Origin of the sequence: Hydrogenovibrio sp. 3SP14C1 (genome assembly GCF_029625905.1) — a bacterium.
In the GTDB taxonomy this organism is placed as follows: domain Bacteria; phylum Pseudomonadota; class Gammaproteobacteria; order Thiomicrospirales; family Thiomicrospiraceae; genus Hydrogenovibrio.
Window position 1 is genome coordinate 131,566 of sequence record NZ_JARTLM010000006.1, and the last position, 17,314, is coordinate 148,879.

Consider the following 17,314-nt stretch of genomic DNA (forward strand, 5'->3'; position numbering starts at 1 on the left):
TTAGAATGAATCGGTCGACATCGTCGGCCGAGCTTCATACAGAATTCAGAACTTCAGCTTGAGGAATGTTATGACCCCAGTGACAAAAAAGATTGGTGTTTTAGGTGCCGGCCAACTTGGTCGCATGTTGGCGATTGCCGGATATCCATTAGGACAAAAGTTTGGATTTTTAGGCACCAGTCATGAAGAACCTTCCGCGTTATTGGGGCATATGTACACGGAAAAGGATGATGCATCATCCTTGTCGGAGTTGATTGAGTTTGCCGATGTGATGACTTATGAAAGTGAAAACACGTCGGTGGAGCTGGTTCGAAAAATTGCCGAAACAACGCCTGTCTTTCCGGCTGAAAAGTCTTTGTATTATTCTCAGCATCGTGGGCGTGAAAAAGGAATGTTTGATTCTTTGAATATACCTTGCGCGCCTTATCAAGTGGTGGATTCATTAGAGAGTTTGACACAAGCGGTGGATGAAATTGGCTTGCCAGCCGTTTTAAAAACCACGACAGAAGGGTACGATGGTAAAGGCCAGTTTGTCATCAAAGAAGCCGATCAAATTGACCAGGCCTGGAAGGAAATTGGCGGTCGAGAATTGGTTTTGGAAGGTTTTGTGGATTTTAGCCGTGAGCTATCGATTGTTGCGGTTCGCAATGCCGATAATGAGCATGTCTATTATCCTCTGGTCCAGAATGTCCATCACGAAGGCATTTTGCGTTACACCATTGCGCCGGCACGTCAGGTTTCTGAAGACGTTCAACATCAAGCAGAGCAATATATGCAGGCCTTGTTGGACGAACTGGATCATGTTGGTGTGTTAACGCTCGAGTTGTTTGAAACGGTTGATGGTTTGGTGGCAAATGAAATGGCGCCTCGTGTGCACAACTCTGGGCACTGGACAATTGAAGGCGCGCTGACCAGTCAGTTTGAAAATCATATTCGAGCGATTACCGGCTTGCCATTAGGAGATACCGCACCGCGCCAGGAAATTGCTGCAATGGTCAATATTATCGGTGAAACCGGTCCTGTGCATGACGTCTTGAAGATGCCAAATGCCTTTTTACATTTGTATGATAAAGCGGAAAGAGCCGGCCGTAAATTAGGCCATATTAACGTCGTCGCCAAAAATGAAGATGAGCTTTACCAGCAAATCAATCAGCTAAGTGCTTTTTTGCCTAAAGTGTAATCAATCGCCGTTACTGGCGTAACTTAACAGCTGGCTCATGACCAAAGCCAGGTCGGAAGGAATGACACCGGCTTGGCTTTTTTGATTGGCCAGTGTGTCACCGCTATGCGCGTGTAAAGAAACCCCTAGGCAAGCCGCCGCATACAAGTCCATGCCTTGTGCAACTAGGCTGGTGATAGCGCCCGTCAAAACATCCCCCATACCTCCTACAGCCATGCCAGCATTGCCTGCAGTGCACAATTCCATTTGGTTGCCATCGTAAACTAAGGTGCCATTACCTTTTAAAACAATCACCCCTCCATATTTTTGATGCAGCTTTTTAATGGCTTCAATGCGATTGCTTTGAACGGCTTCCGTGCTGATACCCAGTAATCTGCCCGCTTCTCCCGGGTGTGGAGTGAGAATCCAATTGGCTTGTTTCTGGGGGTGTTGTGCCAAAAGATTGAGCGCATCGGCATCTAGCACCTTGGGCAAATTTTTGAGTAGTGTTTCGTTGAAACGATCAATCGCCCAAGCGTCTTGGTCCAACCCCGGGCCGATGCCGATGACTTTAGCCGAGTCAGCTTGCTGTTCAAACTCGGCTTGGGTGTAGGTCATGAGTTCAGGCTGTGATTGAGTCAGTGCCGTCACATGGTCAGGCTGTGTGATAATTTTAACCAGGCCTGCCCCAGTGGTTAACGCCGCTAAACTCGCCAATTGAATTGCACCCATCATATGAAGGTTTCCACCAATCAATAAAAGGGTGCCTCGAGAGCCTTTGTGACTAGAAGGATGCATTTGAGGCAGTTGATTCAACCAGTGTTTGAGAGGGTGGTTTTCAGCAACGGCTGCTTGCCTGTTATAGCTGCTCTGGCTTAAAAACAAAGGGCTATAATGGATTTTGCCTGCTGTTTCCGGGCCTAAGTAAGTGTAAAGCCCCGGTTTGTGAGTGATAAAAGTACAGGTGTGGCTGGCGCGAATTGCCGTGCCCAAAATATTACCGGTATCCGCTTGTAACCCACTGGGGATATCGAGTGCCAGAATAGGCGTATGGGTATCGTTTAAGGTTTCAAAAACCTTGGCGTATTCTCCCGTCACGGGTTGGTTCAGACCGGTCCCAAAAACAGCATCGACAATCGTATCGGCATTTTCAAGCAGTGTTGCATTGAAGGGTTCTGGAGAGAGTCCGAGCGCCAGACATTCCTGTAAACAGGTGCTGGCATCGCCTTTGATTTTATCCTGCGCGCCCAATAATGCAATCGACACTTCGCAGCCACCAATATGAGCATATTGCGCCAACGCAAATCCATCACCACCATTGTTGCCAGTGCCGCAGACAATTAACAAATGTTGGGCATCCGGGTAGCATTGTCTTAGTGTCTGATAACTGAAATAAGCCGCGCGTTTCATCAAAAGGAGTCCTGGAATGTTTTGCTTGTCAATCGCAAAACGTTCAATGGCTTGAGTGCTATCAGTGGTGTACAGCTGCATCATGACAAGTCCTTTTGATGAAAAGCTAAAACATTAAACGAACCAAATTAATAAGATGATCCCAAACACTATACGATATATCCCAAACGCATTGAAAGTAAAGGCTTGCAAGAATTTAATAAAGACTTTGATCGTCAGCCAAGCAGCAATAAAGGCCATTAAAAAGCCGACCATTAAGGGGGTCCAGCTCGTACTGGCGAAGTCTTCATAGTGTTTGATCAAATCTAACCCTGAAGCCGCCATTAAGACAGGTAAGGCCAGCAAGAATGAAAATTCAGCGGCGGTTTTTCGGTCTAAGCCCATCATGACCCCACCGACAATCGAAGCGCCCGCGCGGCTGGTGCCGGGAATCAAGGCAAATACCTGAATAATTCCAATCCATAATGCTTGTTTTAGCGTTAAGTCTTCAATGTCTTTTGTTCGGTGTGTACCGTCAACATACAGTCTTTCAACAATCAGGAATATCACCCCACCAATAATGAATAACCAGGCCACGGTTTCAATAGTAAAAAACGCTTTGACCGTATCTTGAAAGATAAACCCGATTGCTGCGATAGGCAAAAAAGCAATCAGTACATTGTTCCAGAGCCGAAGGTGTTGCAGTGAAAATTTCTCTTTGTAGTGAGAAAAAATCGCCAAGATTGCAGCGACCTGAATAATCACTTCAAAGGCGGTGTTTTGTTTCGTCTGTTCGATTCCAAGCCAGTCACTGACCACAATCAAATGTCCAGTGGAGGAGATGGGTAAAAACTCAGTAAGTCCTTCGATAATGCCTAATATAGCGGCCTGAAATATTTCCATGGAAAGAAAATCCTTAAAGTTGGTGGCGTAAGTCGCGTAATTTAAATCCGATTAATGAAAGATCAACCTCTTTGGTTAAGGCGATGACCTTGAAGCTCTCACCCATTTCATCGGGTAAGGTCAAGGTTTTGATTTGCTGGGCAATTTTCAGCGATTCGGTAATGTCCGCTGTCGGGTCGCCAGACATTTCCAATAACCCACTGCTCATCAAAAAGTGCGCTTGTGTGGTATAGCCTGAAATTTTAAACCCCGTGTCAAAGCCTGATTCCGCCACACTGGTAAAATCCACATGCGCGGTAATGTCCTGTAACCCTGGGTAAAAGAAAGGATCTCCATGCGCTCGGTGTTGGTAATGACAGCGGAGCGAGCCCATGTGACGGGAAGGTTGATAATATTCTTTGCGACTGTAGCCGTAATCAATCAGAAGCACCGCTCCTTGGCTGAGAAAATCAGCAAGGGATTGTAACCAAGGGTGAATGTTTAAATTGATTTCCGTTTCATAGCCACGTGATGGCGGCGGGGTGCCAATGAGTTTTAAAATGGCATTGCTTGCTTTCTGAAGAGTCGAATCGGTAATAGGGTGATAGTCCCATTCAAATCGTTGTTTATCTTCATTGTAAGCAACATAGCCACGCAGGCATTGTTCTTCTTCCAGTCGAAGCCTTTCAACCGGCATAGCATCCAAAACTTCATTCGCCAAGATTACGCCTTGCAGAGGGTCCTTAGGTAATTGATCTAGCCAAACAACTTTATTGAATAATGCTTCCGGTAATGCCTGAAGGGTTTCTTGTTGTCGAACTCTTAAATCTGCACTGAGTTCGACAATGTAGTAATGCTCAATCGGTTGGTTGATGGCTTCCAGCTCCAGCAAAATGTCTTTTGCCATGGTGCCTTTCCCGGCACCGAATTCAATCACATTCGGTTTTTCTAAAGTTTCAAGCACCTGCGCGGCTTGACGGGCCAAGCAACGTGAAAAAATAGGGGAGATTTCCGGCGCGGTAATAAAATCACCTTGTTGTCCGATCTTTGGCAAGCCGCTGGCATAATATCCTAGCCCGGGGGTGTAAAGCGCCATTTCCATAAAGCGAGGAAACGGCATCATGCCGTGACGTTTAAGCATTTGACGGATTTTTTGCTGTAAAGAAAGACTTTTTTGTTGCGCTTCTTCAGAAGGGAGGGGGAGTTGTTGATTTGGTTTCATGGTGATCAGTCTAGCGTTTAATTTAATTAAAATCTCAAAACATTATATTATAGTATGAATCAAATAACTGGTTGGTATTTGGCAGTCTTTTTGCTTTAATCTTTACTTAAGAGTGCTTACCCGATTTTTAAGGCAGGACAACATGAAGTTAGGAATCAAAAAGGTTCAAGAAAATGAATGGTTAATCCATATCGGTTATGCATCGATCAAAATGGATCGTTTTTCGGTTGAGCTGTTGAATATTACATTAGAACATTTGATTGCGTTAGAACATGGCGAATCGCATTCTGTGTTGAATAGTTACACCCAGTTGGCATGCAAAATTAAAGAATTGGAACCTGCGGGCATTCAATTGTTGGTGCGCTCCATTGATAATCAAGACTTGTTAAAGTTGATGCAGGTTGCAAATGATGACAGTTTGACGCAAATGGTGGTCGAGAATGTGGGCGGTATTTTGGCCAAACAGCTTAATTCGGATCTTGAAAAGTCGATTATGCCGACAGAGTCAGATGCTAAAGCCGCAATCAAACGAGTTGTTGTGAAAATGTTTGAACTTGAATCGCAAGGTAAAATCGAATTTATGGACGAAATGACGCAATATATTTGATTGGTGTCATAAATTAACGGATTAGGATCACAGATGGAAATTACCGCTAAACGAGACAATGATGGCCTCTATATTCTTGAAACAGGACCGGTTTTTTTTGAACTGCCGGAAGATGCGTTAGAAACCTTGCAAAAGGTAGTCAGCCAGCGTTTAGGGCAAGCAACGTCTTCTAGCGCCGAAAGCTTGAACCGAAAAGTGGCCACCTATCGTAATTTGGCGACAAAAATGATTACGGTGGATGATCGTATTTTACAAAGCTTTTTGCCGCAAGCCACGCCTGAGCAGTTGGTGACATTGGTGCGTTTGGCAGAGGGCGAGCGATTGTTTCATAAAATCATGCGTAACATGTCGCGCCAAAATGGTCAGCAATTCCAGCAAGACTATCAAGATCTGAATAAAATTACCGAACATCAAGCCTGTTTGTACATGGAACAAATTGTTCCGTTGATTAAAAAGGCGGCGCAGGAACAAAAAGAGATGGCTGGTCAATCAAGTTAAATTGATTGCTTATAAAATGAGAATATTGTTAGAAACGACCAAGCCTGGTCGTTTTTTGTTTTAACGGCTTTCAAGAACGAGAACGGATAATTTTTAGCCCAACAGTTTCCGCTTCAACCACCGCATTGGGCTTTTTCAAAGTCAGTTCAATTTGTTGCACCGCTTGATGGTGTTTAAAAATATGTTCACAAGTAACTTCTGCCAAGCTTTCAATCAATTCATAACGACTGTTTTCCACCAATTGAATGATTTCATCGGCAATGGTTTTATAATTCACGGTGTCGTTAATGTCATCCGACTGAGCAGAAGCTCGAAGATCGGTGAATAAAGACAAATCAAAAATCAAAGGCTGTTTGAATTGCTTTTCCCAGTCGTAAACGCCGATGACGGCGTTGATTTTCAACCCTTGAATGAAAATGATGTCCAGTGCCATAAAGTTCTCTTGTGCTTGTAATAAAGGAATTAAGTACGAAATTATCGCACATTCCGCTAGAATAACGCTCCAAGTTTTTAAGATAAATAAAGGGACCATCGGTGATAGGCTTGTCAGAAATAGAGTTAGCAGGGATTGCAGGCGCATATTTTTTAGGGTCGCTGTCGTCAGCGATTATTGTCTGTCGTTTAATGGGATTGGGCGATCCACGTCAGGAAGGGTCGGGCAACCCTGGCGCGACCAATGTTAAGCGGCTTTATGGCTCCAAGCCTGCGGCGATCACTTTGTTGGGCGATATGCTGAAAGGGGTCGTTCCTGTTGCGTTAGCGAATATGGCAGGCTGGTCGCCTTTGGCCATTATTCTGGTTGGGTTTGCCAGTTTCATTGGTCATCTTTACCCAATTTTCTTTGGCTTTCGTGGTGGTAAAGGGGTCGCCACTATGTTGGGGGTGATGTTTGGGTTGTCTTTGCCAATCGGTGCCGCCGTTGCCGGTACATGGTTGTTTGTGGCGAAGGTTCTTAAAATTTCCTCTTTGTCGGCCTTAATCGCCACGGCCTTGGCGCCGCTTTACATTTATTTATTGGCCGACGGCAATATGGCTTGGGTGTCGGTGACGGCCATCATGACCCTTATTTTGTTCTGGCGTCATCGAAGCAACATTGAGCGATTGCTAAAAGGCGAGGAAGATTTGATTAAAAAGTCATAGGCTGAATTAGTAATGACTTTTTACACATTTAAATTTTAAGTGTGCTTTTCTGTGTAGAGTTGTCGTATCCCTTCAATGGGGTCGAACCCAAGGGAGCGACAATACCAAATAAATTCAATCACATCTAAACGTCGTTGACCGACTTCTATTTTTCCAATAAAAGAATGCGGCTTTCCAAGTAAATGGGCCGCTTCTCTCATTGTGAGTCCTTTTAGTTCTCTTTGTTTTCTTAACCAAAGGCACAATATTTTAGATTCTGGGGAATAAATGGTTTTCATTTGTTCCTATTATCGAGACAAAATGCTTGTACCTAAATTGGGAACAGGATAGAATCAGCGACTGTTTATAAATACGTGTTTTTAAGGAATAAAGTTTTGAATTGGTTTTTAAAGTGTCCTTCTCTCAAGGTCTGCTCTTTTGGTATGGTGATGACGTTTTTTTATCCTGCCATTTTAATGTTGCCTTCTAAATTAGGGTTCATTGCAATGAGCCTATTTCAGATTTTTGTGTTGTATCTAATTTGGCAATGGGGCGTAAGTTACGTAGGCATGTTTTTACTTATGATCATGCTGGGGGCGTTATATCAGGTCAGAAAAAGACGTAATACTGACTACTTATGGGTTAGGAAAAACCAATGAATACGACGCCTGATCGTGCCCATGTAGACGATGAAATTGATTTGTTTGAATTGTGGCGCGCTTTAGTTCGGCAAAGAAAGTTAATTGTCGGAATTGTGTTGACTGTGTTTCTGCTGGCGGTGATTTATGTGTTCACCGCACAAAAAATATATCAATCTGAAGCGGAAGTGGCACTGCCCAATAGCAGTCAAATTGCATCGTTAAAGACTTTGTTGAACGCCCAAAATATTGATCGTGAATCGGTTTATGTTGAGTTTTTAAAGAATTTGCAAAATCAGAATACATTTCAAGTTTTATCTAACTCAGAAACGTTGAGTCAACTCCTAGCCAATGCAGGATACAATTTTGACTCTGCATCAGAGTTGCAAGTGTTTCTGAGTGATGACAAATTGAAGGTGGCATGGCCAGAGCAAAATAAAAAAGTACAGCTATCCGTTCTTCAAAAGACCAAACTTTCGATATCGTTGCCTTCTGCGCAAGCCAGTCAAAAAGCATTGGCGCTTGCTTTAGAAATTGCGAACCGTCAAGCGGTGAATGCCCTTAAACAAGATTTAACCTCTCATTTAAATGAAAGGTTAGCAACAAATCGTTTTCACTTTCAGCTGGAAAATCAAAAAATTAATTTAGAAATCGAATCAGAAATTGAACGCATACAAGAATCAGATGCTTTAAAGCGTGAACAAATAGAACAAAAAATCAAAGCGCTGATTGATAATTCAAAAGAAAATTTGGATGATCAATTACAGCGGTTAAATGAAAACTTACGGATTGCCCAAAAGTTAGGGATTACAGAGCCTATTGAACCAGGGCGATATGGCAAAATAAAGCAAGCAAAAAATACGTCTAATATGATTGTTGATGTGAATACGCAATCTGGTATGAAAGGATATTGGATGGGAACGAAAATCTTATCGGCAGAAATAAACAGCTTGAAACGCCGTCAGAATTTAGCCGCCTTTATTCCGCAAATTTCAGCTTTAAAAGCAGATTTATTGCTTTTGAAGCAAAATCCGCGTGTTGATCAGCTTAAAAATCGTCAAAGTAACTTGCCTTATTCAGAGCGTTTAAGAATGCTGAAGATTGAAAAAGAAAAGATATTACATGATTTAGATGTTCTGAAAACAATCACGTTTGATACCTTTCTTGCACTCAAGTCGCCAAGCGCACCGGAAGCCCCAGTGAAACCCAAAAGAGCATTGATTATTGCAGTTGCTATCGTTTTAGGATTGTTATTGGCGGTGTTTGTTGCACTTATTCGCTCTGCGGCATTAAATCATCAAGAAAAGAGACGTTTTGAGAAGACTGAAGTTTAAAACGACCAGGCCTGGTCGTTTTTTTGTTTGTAAGAGTTGGAAGGCGTTAAGCCACTTCAATGGGGTCTATCGGCTCCAGTGATTCCAAATCCCAGCGAGGTTGGCAGGCAAAATTTAAATCAGAAGATTGCCCGGCGGCTAATCGTTTTGACCCGGCATAGGCAATCATCGCCCCGTTGTCGGTACAGAATTCAAGCCTTGGGTAAAAAGCGCTGCCTTTTCGTTTCGCCATTAACGCATCCAGCTTCGCTCGAATTTCACGATTCGCACTGACGCCGCCGGACACCACTAAACGATTCAGCCCTTCCTGTTCTAAAGCACGCTTGCATTTAATGCTCAAGGTATCAGCCACCGCCACTTCAAACGCACGGCAAATGTCGGCTTTGGTTTGTTCAGAATCATCACCGTTTTCTTTTGCTTTTAACCACGTGTTGAGGGTAAAGGTTTTCAAACCACTGAAACTCATGTCCAAGCCAGGGCGATCAACCATCGGGCGAGGAAATTTATAACGTCCCGATTCCCCTTTTAAAGCCAGTTTAGACACTTCAGGCCCACCCGGATACCCCAATCCCAGCATCTTGGCCGTTTTATCAAATGCTTCACCGGCGGCATCATCTAAAGTGTCGCCAAGTAATTTATATCGCCCAATACCATCAACTCGTATAATCATGGTGTGACCACCAGAAACCAACAAGCAAATAAAAGGAAATTCTGGTTGCGTGTCTTCCAGCATCGGCGCAAGTAAATGACCTTCCATATGGTGGATGGCAATGGCTGGTATTTGCCAGGCAAAAGCCAGGCTGCGAGCCACCGATGCGCCCGAAAGCAGGGCGCCCATTAAACCCGGTCCCGCCGTATAGGCAATGCCGGTAATGTCTTTCGCGCTGACCTGACCTTTTTTCAAGGTTTCCTGAATCAACGGGGTGATCTTTCGAATGTGGTCACGGGAAGCCAGTTCCGGCACCACGCCACCATACTCCGCATGAAGTTTTATCTGGCTGTAAAGCGTGTGTGCAATTAATCCTTTTTCAGAATGGTATAATGCTATTCCTGTTTCATCACAAGATGTTTCAATGCCAAGCGTTAAAGACGAAGATGGCGGATTTGAATGAGTTGTTTGCATAAAATGTATTTTACTGAAGCCTGTATGAGTGTCGAGTACTTAAGAAAGGTTAACGATTTTAACAAAAACTCACTAAATGTCTGAAGTTTTGTTTGCAAAATAAGGCACTTAAATTTATAATTCGCGTTTTCCCGATTTTCCCTATTGAAAGTCATAAAACGAATTTTAAAGAAAGAGTATATTATGCCAAGCGTAAAAGTAAGAGATACAGAACCATTTGACGTAGCACTACGTCGTTTTAAACGTGCTTGCGAAAAAGCAGGTGTATTAACAGAATCACGTAAGCGTGAGTTCTATGAAAAGCCAACCTGGGCTAAGAAGCGTATGAAAGCGGCTGCCGTTAAGCGTTTAGCAAAACGTTTATCTCGTGAAAACCGTCGTACGACACGTATGTACTAAGTTTGACTTGAGAAAAAGGTCAATCAATGCCAAGTGAATTAAAAGCCCATCTGACTTCAGAAATGAAGGCAGCTATGAAGGCGAAAGAGAAAGAGCGCCTAGTTGTTATTCGTTCTATGCTAGCTGCAATCAAGCAAGTGGAAATCGATAATCAGACCACGCTTGAAGATGACGCGGAAGTGTTGCCCATTTTAGATAAAATGTTGAAGCAACGCCGTGATTCATTGCAGCAATATGAAGAAGCAGGTCGACCAGAACTGGCTGAGCAAGAAGCACTTGAAATGAAAATTATTCAAGATTTCTTGCCACAACCACTAACAGAAGCAGAAGTTTCGCAATTAGTAGATGAAGCCATTGCAGACGTTTCAGCGTCCTCCATGCAGGATATGGGGAAAGTCATGGGGCTGTTAAAGCCAAAGATGCAAGGTCGTGCCGATATGGCAGAAGTCAGTAAACTGATTAAGGCAAAATTGAGCTAATACAAAGACTGTATTAATTTAATTCACTTAGCTGATAGTTGATAAGATAAAACCCGTTGGTGATTTCACTAACGGGTTTTTTGCGTTTAGAGCCTGTGTATTTTTCTGTGGATAACATGTGTTTAGTTTGATTAAGCAAAATTAAAGTTAAGGATTGCGCATTAGTGAATAAGACGGCTAAAGGAACGATTCCCCGTTCATTTATTGAAGACTTGCTGGCACGAGCTGATATCGTGCAAGTGATTAATCAGCGAGTGCCGTTAAAAAAGGCAGGTGCCAACTATAAAGCCTGTTGTCCGTTTCACGATGAAAAAACCCCCTCCTTTAATGTCAGCGCCCAAAAACAGTTTTATCACTGCTTTGGCTGCGGTGCCAGTGGCGATGCGCTCAAGTTCCTAACCGATTATGATGGCTTATCTTTTGTTGAAGCGGTTGAAACGCTCGCGGCGATGAACGGTATGGAAGTGCCTAGAGAAAAACTCACGCAGAAGGAAGCCAAACAGCAACAAAAAACTCGCGATTTATATGATGTGATGCACAGTGTCACGAAATTTTATCGTCAGCAGCTCAAAAATCACCCTACCTCAGATGAAGCCAAGACCTATCTAAAGCAAAGAGGGCTAACGGCCGAAATTGCTAAAGAATTTGTGATCGGGTTTGCCCCGCCAGGTTGGGATAGTTTGGTGTCGGGTTTAAAGGCAGACGCCACTCTAAAGACTCAACTGATTGAAACAGGCATGTTGATTCAAAAGGAAGACGGCAAAACCTATGATCGTTTTCGGCACCGAATTATGTTCCCCATTCGTGATGGTCGTGGGCGCGTTATTGCCTTTGGTGGGCGTGTTTTATCTGCCGAAGAACAACCTAAATACTTGAATTCTCCAGAAACGCCCATATTTCATAAGACAGTGACCTTGTATGGTCTGTATGAAATGCGTCAAGCGCGCCAGCAAGTCAACCACATTATTGTGGTTGAAGGCTATATGGATGTGGTTGCATTAGCACAATTTGGTATTCGCAATGCGGTTGCCACGTTGGGTACCGCGATTACCTCCGAGCATTTAGACATTATGTTTCGTCAAGTCAATGAAGTGGTGTTTTGTTTTGACGGAGATGAAGCGGGTCAAAAAGCGGCTTGGAAAGCGTTGGAATTGGCTTTGCCGAAAATGCAAGATACCCGGTCTATCAAGTTTTTATTTTTAGACCAAGGAGAAGATCCCGATTCTACCGTGCGCCAAGAAGGGGTAGACGGGTTCCAAAAGCGTGTTCAGCAATCCATGACATTGTCCGGGTTCTTGTTTAAAGGATTAATTGGGCGTCTGGGGTCTCCCGTTTCAACGGTAGAAGGCCAGCAGCAGCTAATTTCCATGGCCACGCCCTATATTGCATCCGCACCAGGGGCGATGCCGGATTTATTGACCAAAGTACTGTCAGACTATGTAGATGTGCCTGTCTGGCGTTTAGGTCAGATTATGGGTATCCGGGTTTCCTCCACCAAGAAACCTGCGGCGCAAAAGAAAAATGAACAACCAGTCAGAATCAAAGCCACCAGCATTGTTTTAAGACTGATTCGGCTGTTAATGCTGCGTTCTCATTGGGCGACAGTTTTTTCAGACGGTTTATTGCAAGATTTACAAACATCGGAAAGTGCAGAGTTTCGTTTTTTAGCGCAAGCCATTCAGGTGTTAAAGCAAAATGCCTATATCAGCGAATCTTTGGAAAGCTGGTTAGGAGAACCAAACAGGGCACATGTTCTAAAACAGGTGTATGCCATTGTAATCCAAGAGAATGAAGCGTTCATTGAAAATGAATTCAAAGCGATTGTATTGCAGATTGGGTCAGAATTGAAAAAAGAAAAAGATAAAAAAACATTACAAAAAAAATTAATGAGTTGAAAAAACGGCATTGATTTTGCAAGGCAAAAATTAGAATTTAATTAAATTTCAAAGCGTTAAATTAAAAAATCTAGTATAATATTCTGTTCTATTTTTTGGGAGGCATTCCTTCCTTAGAATCTAAAATTGAGGCGAAGATGACAAGAGTAGAAAGAAAGCAGCAATTAATCGATTTGATTGAAAGAGCCAAGGATCTTGGTTACTTAACCTTCTCTGACGTGAACGATGTTCTGCCAGATGATATTGAAGAAGATCAGCTGGGACAAGTTTTAACGATTCTAAAGGATTTTGGAATTCAGTTATTTGAATCTGCCCCCGATGCAGATGAGTTATTGACCAAAGAGGGTGAAACCTTTGATGATGCTGCCGCTGAAGCAGCTATCCTCGCATTGGCGGAAGTCGATGCTGAGTTTGGTCGTACAACAGACCCAGTCCGTATGTATATGCGTGAAATGGGGTCAGTTGAGCTATTAACACGCCAAGGCGAAGTCGAGATTGCAAAACGTATTGAATACGGCATTCGTGACATGCTTGAAGCTATGGCTAAATACCCTCAAGTGGCCATGGAGCTACAAGCTTCTTTCGCACGTATTGAAGAAGGTGAAGGTAAAACGGCTGACTTGATTCAAGGCTTTATTCGCCCGGCAGACCTGATTGATATTCCAATTGAAGAACTTTCACCAGACAGTGATTCAACTGAGCCGAAAGAAGATGGTATCAATCCAGAAGAGTTGGATGCATTTTTACAAAAGCTTGCCAAGTTAAATGCCGATACCCTTAAATCGGAAGAAAAGAACGGCTATTCAGATCCTAAGTCTGTCAAAAAACGTGCTGAAATTGTTAAATTGCTAGCAACCGTTAAATTGTCGCCTGTCTTCGTTAATCGTATGATTAAAGGCGTTAAATTACGCGTTTCCTCAATTCGTGAACAAGAGCGTAATGTTGTAAACGTGGTGATGCGTCAAGTGGGTGTGCCTCGCCCAAGTTTCCTAAAACTATTCGTTGGGTCTGAAACTGATTATGAAGTTTTAGATCGCCTGAAAGAAGCGCATCCCGATAAAGCAGATGCGTTAGAAGAAGTGAGAGCCGATGTAAAACGTGCTCAAAAACGCTTGGCGATGATTGAAAAGGCTGAAAAAATGCCTATCAATGAATACAAAACAATTTACAAAGATTTAAGTAAGGCCGAAAGTCTAGCGCGCGTCGCAAAACGTGAAATGATTGAAGCCAACTTACGTCTTGTTATCTCGATTGCCAAAAAATACACCAACCGTGGTCTGCAATTCCTGGATTTGATCCAAGAAGGGAACATCGGTCTTATGAAAGCCGTTGAGAAGTTCGAATACCGTCGTGGTTATAAGTTCTCAACTTACGCCACTTGGTGGATTCGTCAGGCCATTACGCGTTCGATTGCCGATCAGGCGCGCACGATTCGTATTCCGGTTCATATGATCGAAACCATCAACAAACTGAATCGTATTCAGCGTCAGTTACTTCAAAAAATGGGGCGTGAACCAACGCCGGAAGAACTGGCTGAAGAAATGGAAATGCCAGAAGATAAAGTTCGCAAAGTGATGAAAATCGCTAAAGAGCCTATCTCGATGGAAACACCAGTTGGAGATGATGAAGATTCGTCTTTGGGTGATTTCATCGAAGACTCTAATATCTTGTCTCCACAAGATTCGGCTGACTTAGAAGGCATGGGCGAAACGGTCCGTGAAATGTTAAGCACCTTAACGCCACGTGAAGCAAAAGTGCTTCGCATGCGTTTCGGGTTAGGCATGAACACAGACCATACGCTGGAAGAAGTGGGTAAACAGTTTGATGTAACGCGCGAGCGTATCCGTCAGATTGAAGCCAAAGCTTTGCGTAAACTTCGTCACCCAAGTCGTGCGGAACGCTTAAAAAGCTTCTTAGATTAATATCGTTTTGCAGGGGTCAAAAACCACTGCAAAAAATATTAATTTGCCTATAATAGGCAACCAAAAAACCACCAGGCCTGGTGGTTTTTGTTTAACACCTTTCTTTACGCCTCCTTAGCTCAGTTGGTTAGAGCACCCGACTCATAATCGGTAGGTCCTGTGTTCAAGTCACAGAGGAGGCACCAATTTAATCATTTCCAAATAAATCTCGACTGTAAATTTTCTCTTTTACATCGTTTAGTTCAGGTGTAATTCGATTTGCTACGATAATATCTGCAGCATATTTAAACTCTTTAAGATCACTAAATACTTCAGAGTTGAAAAAACTAGGTTTATTTAAAACGGGTTCATAAATAATTACTTTTATCCCCTTTGCCTTGATTCTTTTCATAACACCTTGAATTGCAGATGAACGAAAGTTGTCTGATCCTTGTTTCATTACGAGTCTATAGATTCCAACTGTTTTTGGGTTTTGTTTGATAATTGACTTTGCAATAAAATCTTTACGTGTCAGGTTGGCGTCGACAATCGCTTTAATTAGGTTATTCGGTACTTTGTCATAGTTTGCAAGTAGCTGTTTGGTGTCTTTTGGAAGGCAATAGCCTCCATACCCGAAAGAAGGGTTGTTGTAATGATTTCCAATTCTAGGATCGAGACCTACACCGTTTATTACTTGTTTTGTGTTCAGGTTTTGAGATTCACAGTAGGTGTCGAGTTCATTAAAATAAGCAATTCGCATTGCCAGATATGTGTTGGAAAAGAGTTTTATCGCTTCAGCCTCTGTCGAGTTGGTTAAGAGTACTGGTATTTCTTTTTTTAAAGCGCCATTACTGAATAGTTCAGCAAGGGCTCGAGCTCTTTCACTTTGTTCGCCAATAATGATCCGAGAAGGATATAGATTGTCAAAAAGAGCTTTACCTTCTCTTAAGAATTCAGGCGAAAAAATAATATTTTCTGTATTAAAGAGTTTTTTTATTTTTGCGGTATAGCCTACTGGAACGGTTGATTTGATAAGAATAATGGCATTAGGGTTTATCTCGAAAGTTTCTGTAATAACTTTTTCAACACTTGTGGTGTTAAATGTGTTGGTTTCTACATCATAATCAGTAGGAGTTGCAATAATGACTAACTGAGCATGAGTATAAGCTTCGTGCTTTGAATGCGTAGCTCTTAAATTTAAGTCTTTATTCGTCAAGAAATTTTCAACTTCTTGGTCAGCGATGGGGGATGATTTTTGGTTAATCATTTCTATTTTTTCTTCATCTATATCATACGCTGTGACCTGATTATTTTGTGCTAATAAAATAGCATTTGATAATCCTACATATCCTGTTCCAATCACTGTTATGTTCATTTTTATTCTCTAATTGAGTGTCCAGTATTTTCAATATTAATTTTTAGAAATAAAAGAAATATGATTCTTTTATGAGGGATATATTGATTTTTAATTAAAGATTTAGTGATAAAACAGCACTTTATTGGTGCAAGTCTAACTTCTTTAAATTAAGAAAATATTAATAAACACTTAAAAATCAATTGCTTAATGTGATGGCATAGTCACTGCTATCTTAGTTATTACAAATTTTGTATTTCATAATAATTAAGGCGTTTAAGGTCGGGTGGTGTGTGATGGATAGCAAGCAGTCTTTATTCAGGCATGAAGATGCAAAATGGCCAAATTTTTTAGCATTTACCTATATTGCAGTTATGTATGTTTTTGGGTTTACGTTTATTTTGTCAGACCCTTTTTGGTTGAATTTAATTGGGGTGTTGATGTTAGCGCATTCGATGGTGATTGCGGCTTACTTGATTCACGAAGCGGCACATCATAGTTTGTTTCGGGACAAAAAACATAACCAGTGGTTTTCAGAAATCTTGTTATGGGTGACAGGCACCAGTTATTCCCATTTTGAAGACATTCGAAACAAGCATAACCGACATCACATTGACCGAGCTGATGTGGTCTCTTTTGATTTCCGCCCTTTATTACAAAAGCATCCTTTGTTTTTAAAAGTCATTAAAGCTTTCGAATGGGCTTATATTCCTGCGCTGGAAATCTGGATGCATTTCCTAGTCATTGTCCTGCCGTTTATCAAAGAAAGTCGTCGTCCACGAAGACTGAGAGTTGTGACAGTTCTGATTTTAAGAGTGGCTTTCTTCTGGGGCTTGGCCTCCATTTCTATCGATGTGCTTTGGTTGTATCCGATCGCTTATTTACTGTTTCTGACCGTGATGCGTTTTATGGATGTGCATCAGCATACTTATGAAGTGTTTGAAACCTTGGATCAGAAGCGTGGGCCAGAGGCGAAATTAAGAGATGCTGAGTTTGAAGAGCATAATACTTATTCGAATTTATTGTCGTTACGGTATCCGTGGCTGAATTTATTGGTGTTGAACTTCTGTTACCACAATGTGCACCACAACAGCATGTTGCAACCTTGGTATCGATTGCCGAAATTACATGCCGAGATGTTTGGCAATGACTATCAACAGATTTTGACCTTTAAGCATTTAATCAAAAGTTTCCATCGATATCGTGTGCCGAGAATTTTGAATGGAGACCCCGTTAATTTACCCGTGAAACAAGACGAAGGCGAAAGTTTTATCGGTGTGGATGGGGTGTCTTTTTTAACCGCACATTAATGATT

At 42.2% G+C, this 17,314-nt stretch carries 17 protein-coding genes and 1 tRNA gene; 11 read left to right on the plus strand and 7 right to left on the minus strand.

Features of this window, described 5'->3' with window-relative positions:
* The first annotated feature begins 70 nt into the window (after positions 1-70).
* Positions 71-1,180, plus strand: coding sequence for a 5-(carboxyamino)imidazole ribonucleotide synthase (locus P8629_RS06630; protein ID WP_278165341.1), 1,110 nt, complete (start codon positions 71-73; stop codon positions 1,178-1,180).
* Here P8629_RS06630 and P8629_RS06635 read toward each other — a convergent pair whose 3' ends face one another.
* From P8629_RS06635 to P8629_RS06645, 3 genes are read right to left on the minus strand one after another with little or no spacing between them, the layout of a single operon-like run.
* Positions 1,181-2,653 (minus strand): NAD(P)H-hydrate dehydratase, encoded by a 1,473-nt coding sequence (locus tag P8629_RS06635; protein WP_278165342.1) that lies wholly within the window; start codon positions 2,651-2,653, stop codon positions 1,181-1,183.
* A 30-nt stretch (positions 2,654-2,683) separates the two neighbouring features.
* The gene (locus P8629_RS06640; protein ID WP_278165343.1) at positions 2,684-3,451 is read right to left on the minus strand and encodes an undecaprenyl-diphosphate phosphatase; all 768 of its coding nucleotides are present in this window, start codon (positions 3,449-3,451) and stop codon (positions 2,684-2,686) included.
* A gap of 13 nt (positions 3,452-3,464) precedes the next feature.
* Positions 3,465-4,652 carry a class I SAM-dependent methyltransferase gene (locus P8629_RS06645; protein WP_278165344.1) on the minus strand — a complete coding sequence of 396 codons (1,188 nt, stop codon included), beginning with the start codon at positions 4,650-4,652 and terminating at the stop codon, positions 3,465-3,467.
* A gap of 142 nt (positions 4,653-4,794) precedes the next feature.
* Here P8629_RS06645 and P8629_RS06650 point away from each other — a divergent pair, with 142 nt between their 5' ends.
* Positions 4,795-5,259 carry a FliG C-terminal domain-containing protein gene (locus P8629_RS06650; RefSeq protein ID WP_278165345.1) on the plus strand — a complete coding sequence of 155 codons (465 nt, stop codon included), beginning with the start codon at positions 4,795-4,797 and terminating at the stop codon, positions 5,257-5,259.
* 33 nt (positions 5,260-5,292) lie between these two features.
* Positions 5,293-5,757 carry a FliG C-terminal domain-containing protein gene (locus tag P8629_RS06655; protein WP_278165346.1) on the plus strand — a complete coding sequence of 155 codons (465 nt, stop codon included), beginning with the start codon at positions 5,293-5,295 and terminating at the stop codon, positions 5,755-5,757.
* Between the two features lie 70 nt (positions 5,758-5,827).
* Here the strand turns inward: P8629_RS06655 and folB are convergent, their stop codons facing one another.
* On the minus strand, positions 5,828-6,190 hold the full coding sequence (gene folB / locus P8629_RS06660; protein ID WP_278165347.1) for a dihydroneopterin aldolase: 363 nt from the start codon (positions 6,188-6,190) through the stop codon (positions 5,828-5,830).
* Between the two features lie 101 nt (positions 6,191-6,291).
* On the opposite strand from folB, the gene plsY reads away from it, so the two are divergent.
* Complete coding sequence (gene plsY, locus P8629_RS06665; RefSeq protein ID WP_278165348.1) at positions 6,292-6,897, plus strand: glycerol-3-phosphate 1-O-acyltransferase PlsY; 606 nt, start codon at positions 6,292-6,294, stop codon at positions 6,895-6,897.
* A 35-nt stretch (positions 6,898-6,932) separates the two neighbouring features.
* Here the strand turns inward: plsY and P8629_RS06670 are convergent, their stop codons facing one another.
* The gene (locus P8629_RS06670; protein WP_135796443.1) at positions 6,933-7,175 is read right to left on the minus strand and encodes a helix-turn-helix domain-containing protein; all 243 of its coding nucleotides are present in this window, start codon (positions 7,173-7,175) and stop codon (positions 6,933-6,935) included.
* Positions 7,176-7,531: 356 nt separating this feature from the next.
* On the opposite strand from P8629_RS06670, the gene P8629_RS06675 reads away from it, so the two are divergent.
* The gene (locus P8629_RS06675; RefSeq protein ID WP_278165349.1) at positions 7,532-8,848 is read left to right on the plus strand and encodes a Wzz/FepE/Etk N-terminal domain-containing protein; all 1,317 of its coding nucleotides are present in this window, start codon (positions 7,532-7,534) and stop codon (positions 8,846-8,848) included.
* 46 nt (positions 8,849-8,894) lie between these two features.
* Here P8629_RS06675 and tsaD read toward each other — a convergent pair whose 3' ends face one another.
* Positions 8,895-9,971, minus strand: coding sequence for a tRNA (adenosine(37)-N6)-threonylcarbamoyltransferase complex transferase subunit TsaD (tsaD, locus tag P8629_RS06680; RefSeq protein WP_278165350.1), 1,077 nt, complete (start codon positions 9,969-9,971; stop codon positions 8,895-8,897).
* A 183-nt stretch (positions 9,972-10,154) separates the two neighbouring features.
* Here tsaD and rpsU point away from each other — a divergent pair, with 183 nt between their 5' ends.
* From rpsU to P8629_RS06705, 5 genes are all read left to right on the plus strand, one after another.
* Positions 10,155-10,370, plus strand: coding sequence for a 30S ribosomal protein S21 (gene rpsU / locus P8629_RS06685; RefSeq protein ID WP_278165351.1), 216 nt, complete (start codon positions 10,155-10,157; stop codon positions 10,368-10,370).
* Between the two features lie 26 nt (positions 10,371-10,396).
* A complete protein-coding gene (locus tag P8629_RS06690) occupies positions 10,397-10,849 on the plus strand; it encodes a GatB/YqeY domain-containing protein (protein WP_278165352.1) in 453 nt (150 codons plus the stop codon).
* A 164-nt stretch (positions 10,850-11,013) separates the two neighbouring features.
* On the plus strand, positions 11,014-12,744 hold the full coding sequence (gene dnaG / locus P8629_RS06695) for a DNA primase (protein ID WP_278165353.1): 1,731 nt from the start codon (positions 11,014-11,016) through the stop codon (positions 12,742-12,744).
* Positions 12,745-12,881: 137 nt separating this feature from the next.
* Positions 12,882-14,666: an RNA polymerase sigma factor RpoD gene (gene rpoD / locus P8629_RS06700; protein WP_278165354.1), complete on the plus strand. Its 1,785-nt coding sequence runs from the start codon at positions 12,882-12,884 to the stop codon at positions 14,664-14,666.
* A gap of 108 nt (positions 14,667-14,774) precedes the next feature.
* A tRNA-Ile gene (locus tag P8629_RS06705) sits at positions 14,775-14,851 on the plus strand.
* Positions 14,852-14,853: 2 nt separating this feature from the next.
* On the opposite strand, the gene P8629_RS06710 is transcribed toward P8629_RS06705, so the two are convergent.
* On the minus strand, positions 14,854-16,020 hold the full coding sequence (locus tag P8629_RS06710; protein WP_278165355.1) for a nucleotide sugar dehydrogenase: 1,167 nt from the start codon (positions 16,018-16,020) through the stop codon (positions 14,854-14,856).
* A gap of 275 nt (positions 16,021-16,295) precedes the next feature.
* Here P8629_RS06710 and P8629_RS06715 point away from each other — a divergent pair, with 275 nt between their 5' ends.
* Positions 16,296-17,309 carry a fatty acid desaturase gene (locus P8629_RS06715; protein ID WP_278165356.1) on the plus strand — a complete coding sequence of 338 codons (1,014 nt, stop codon included), beginning with the start codon at positions 16,296-16,298 and terminating at the stop codon, positions 17,307-17,309.
* Positions 17,310-17,314: the final 5 nt, after the last annotated feature.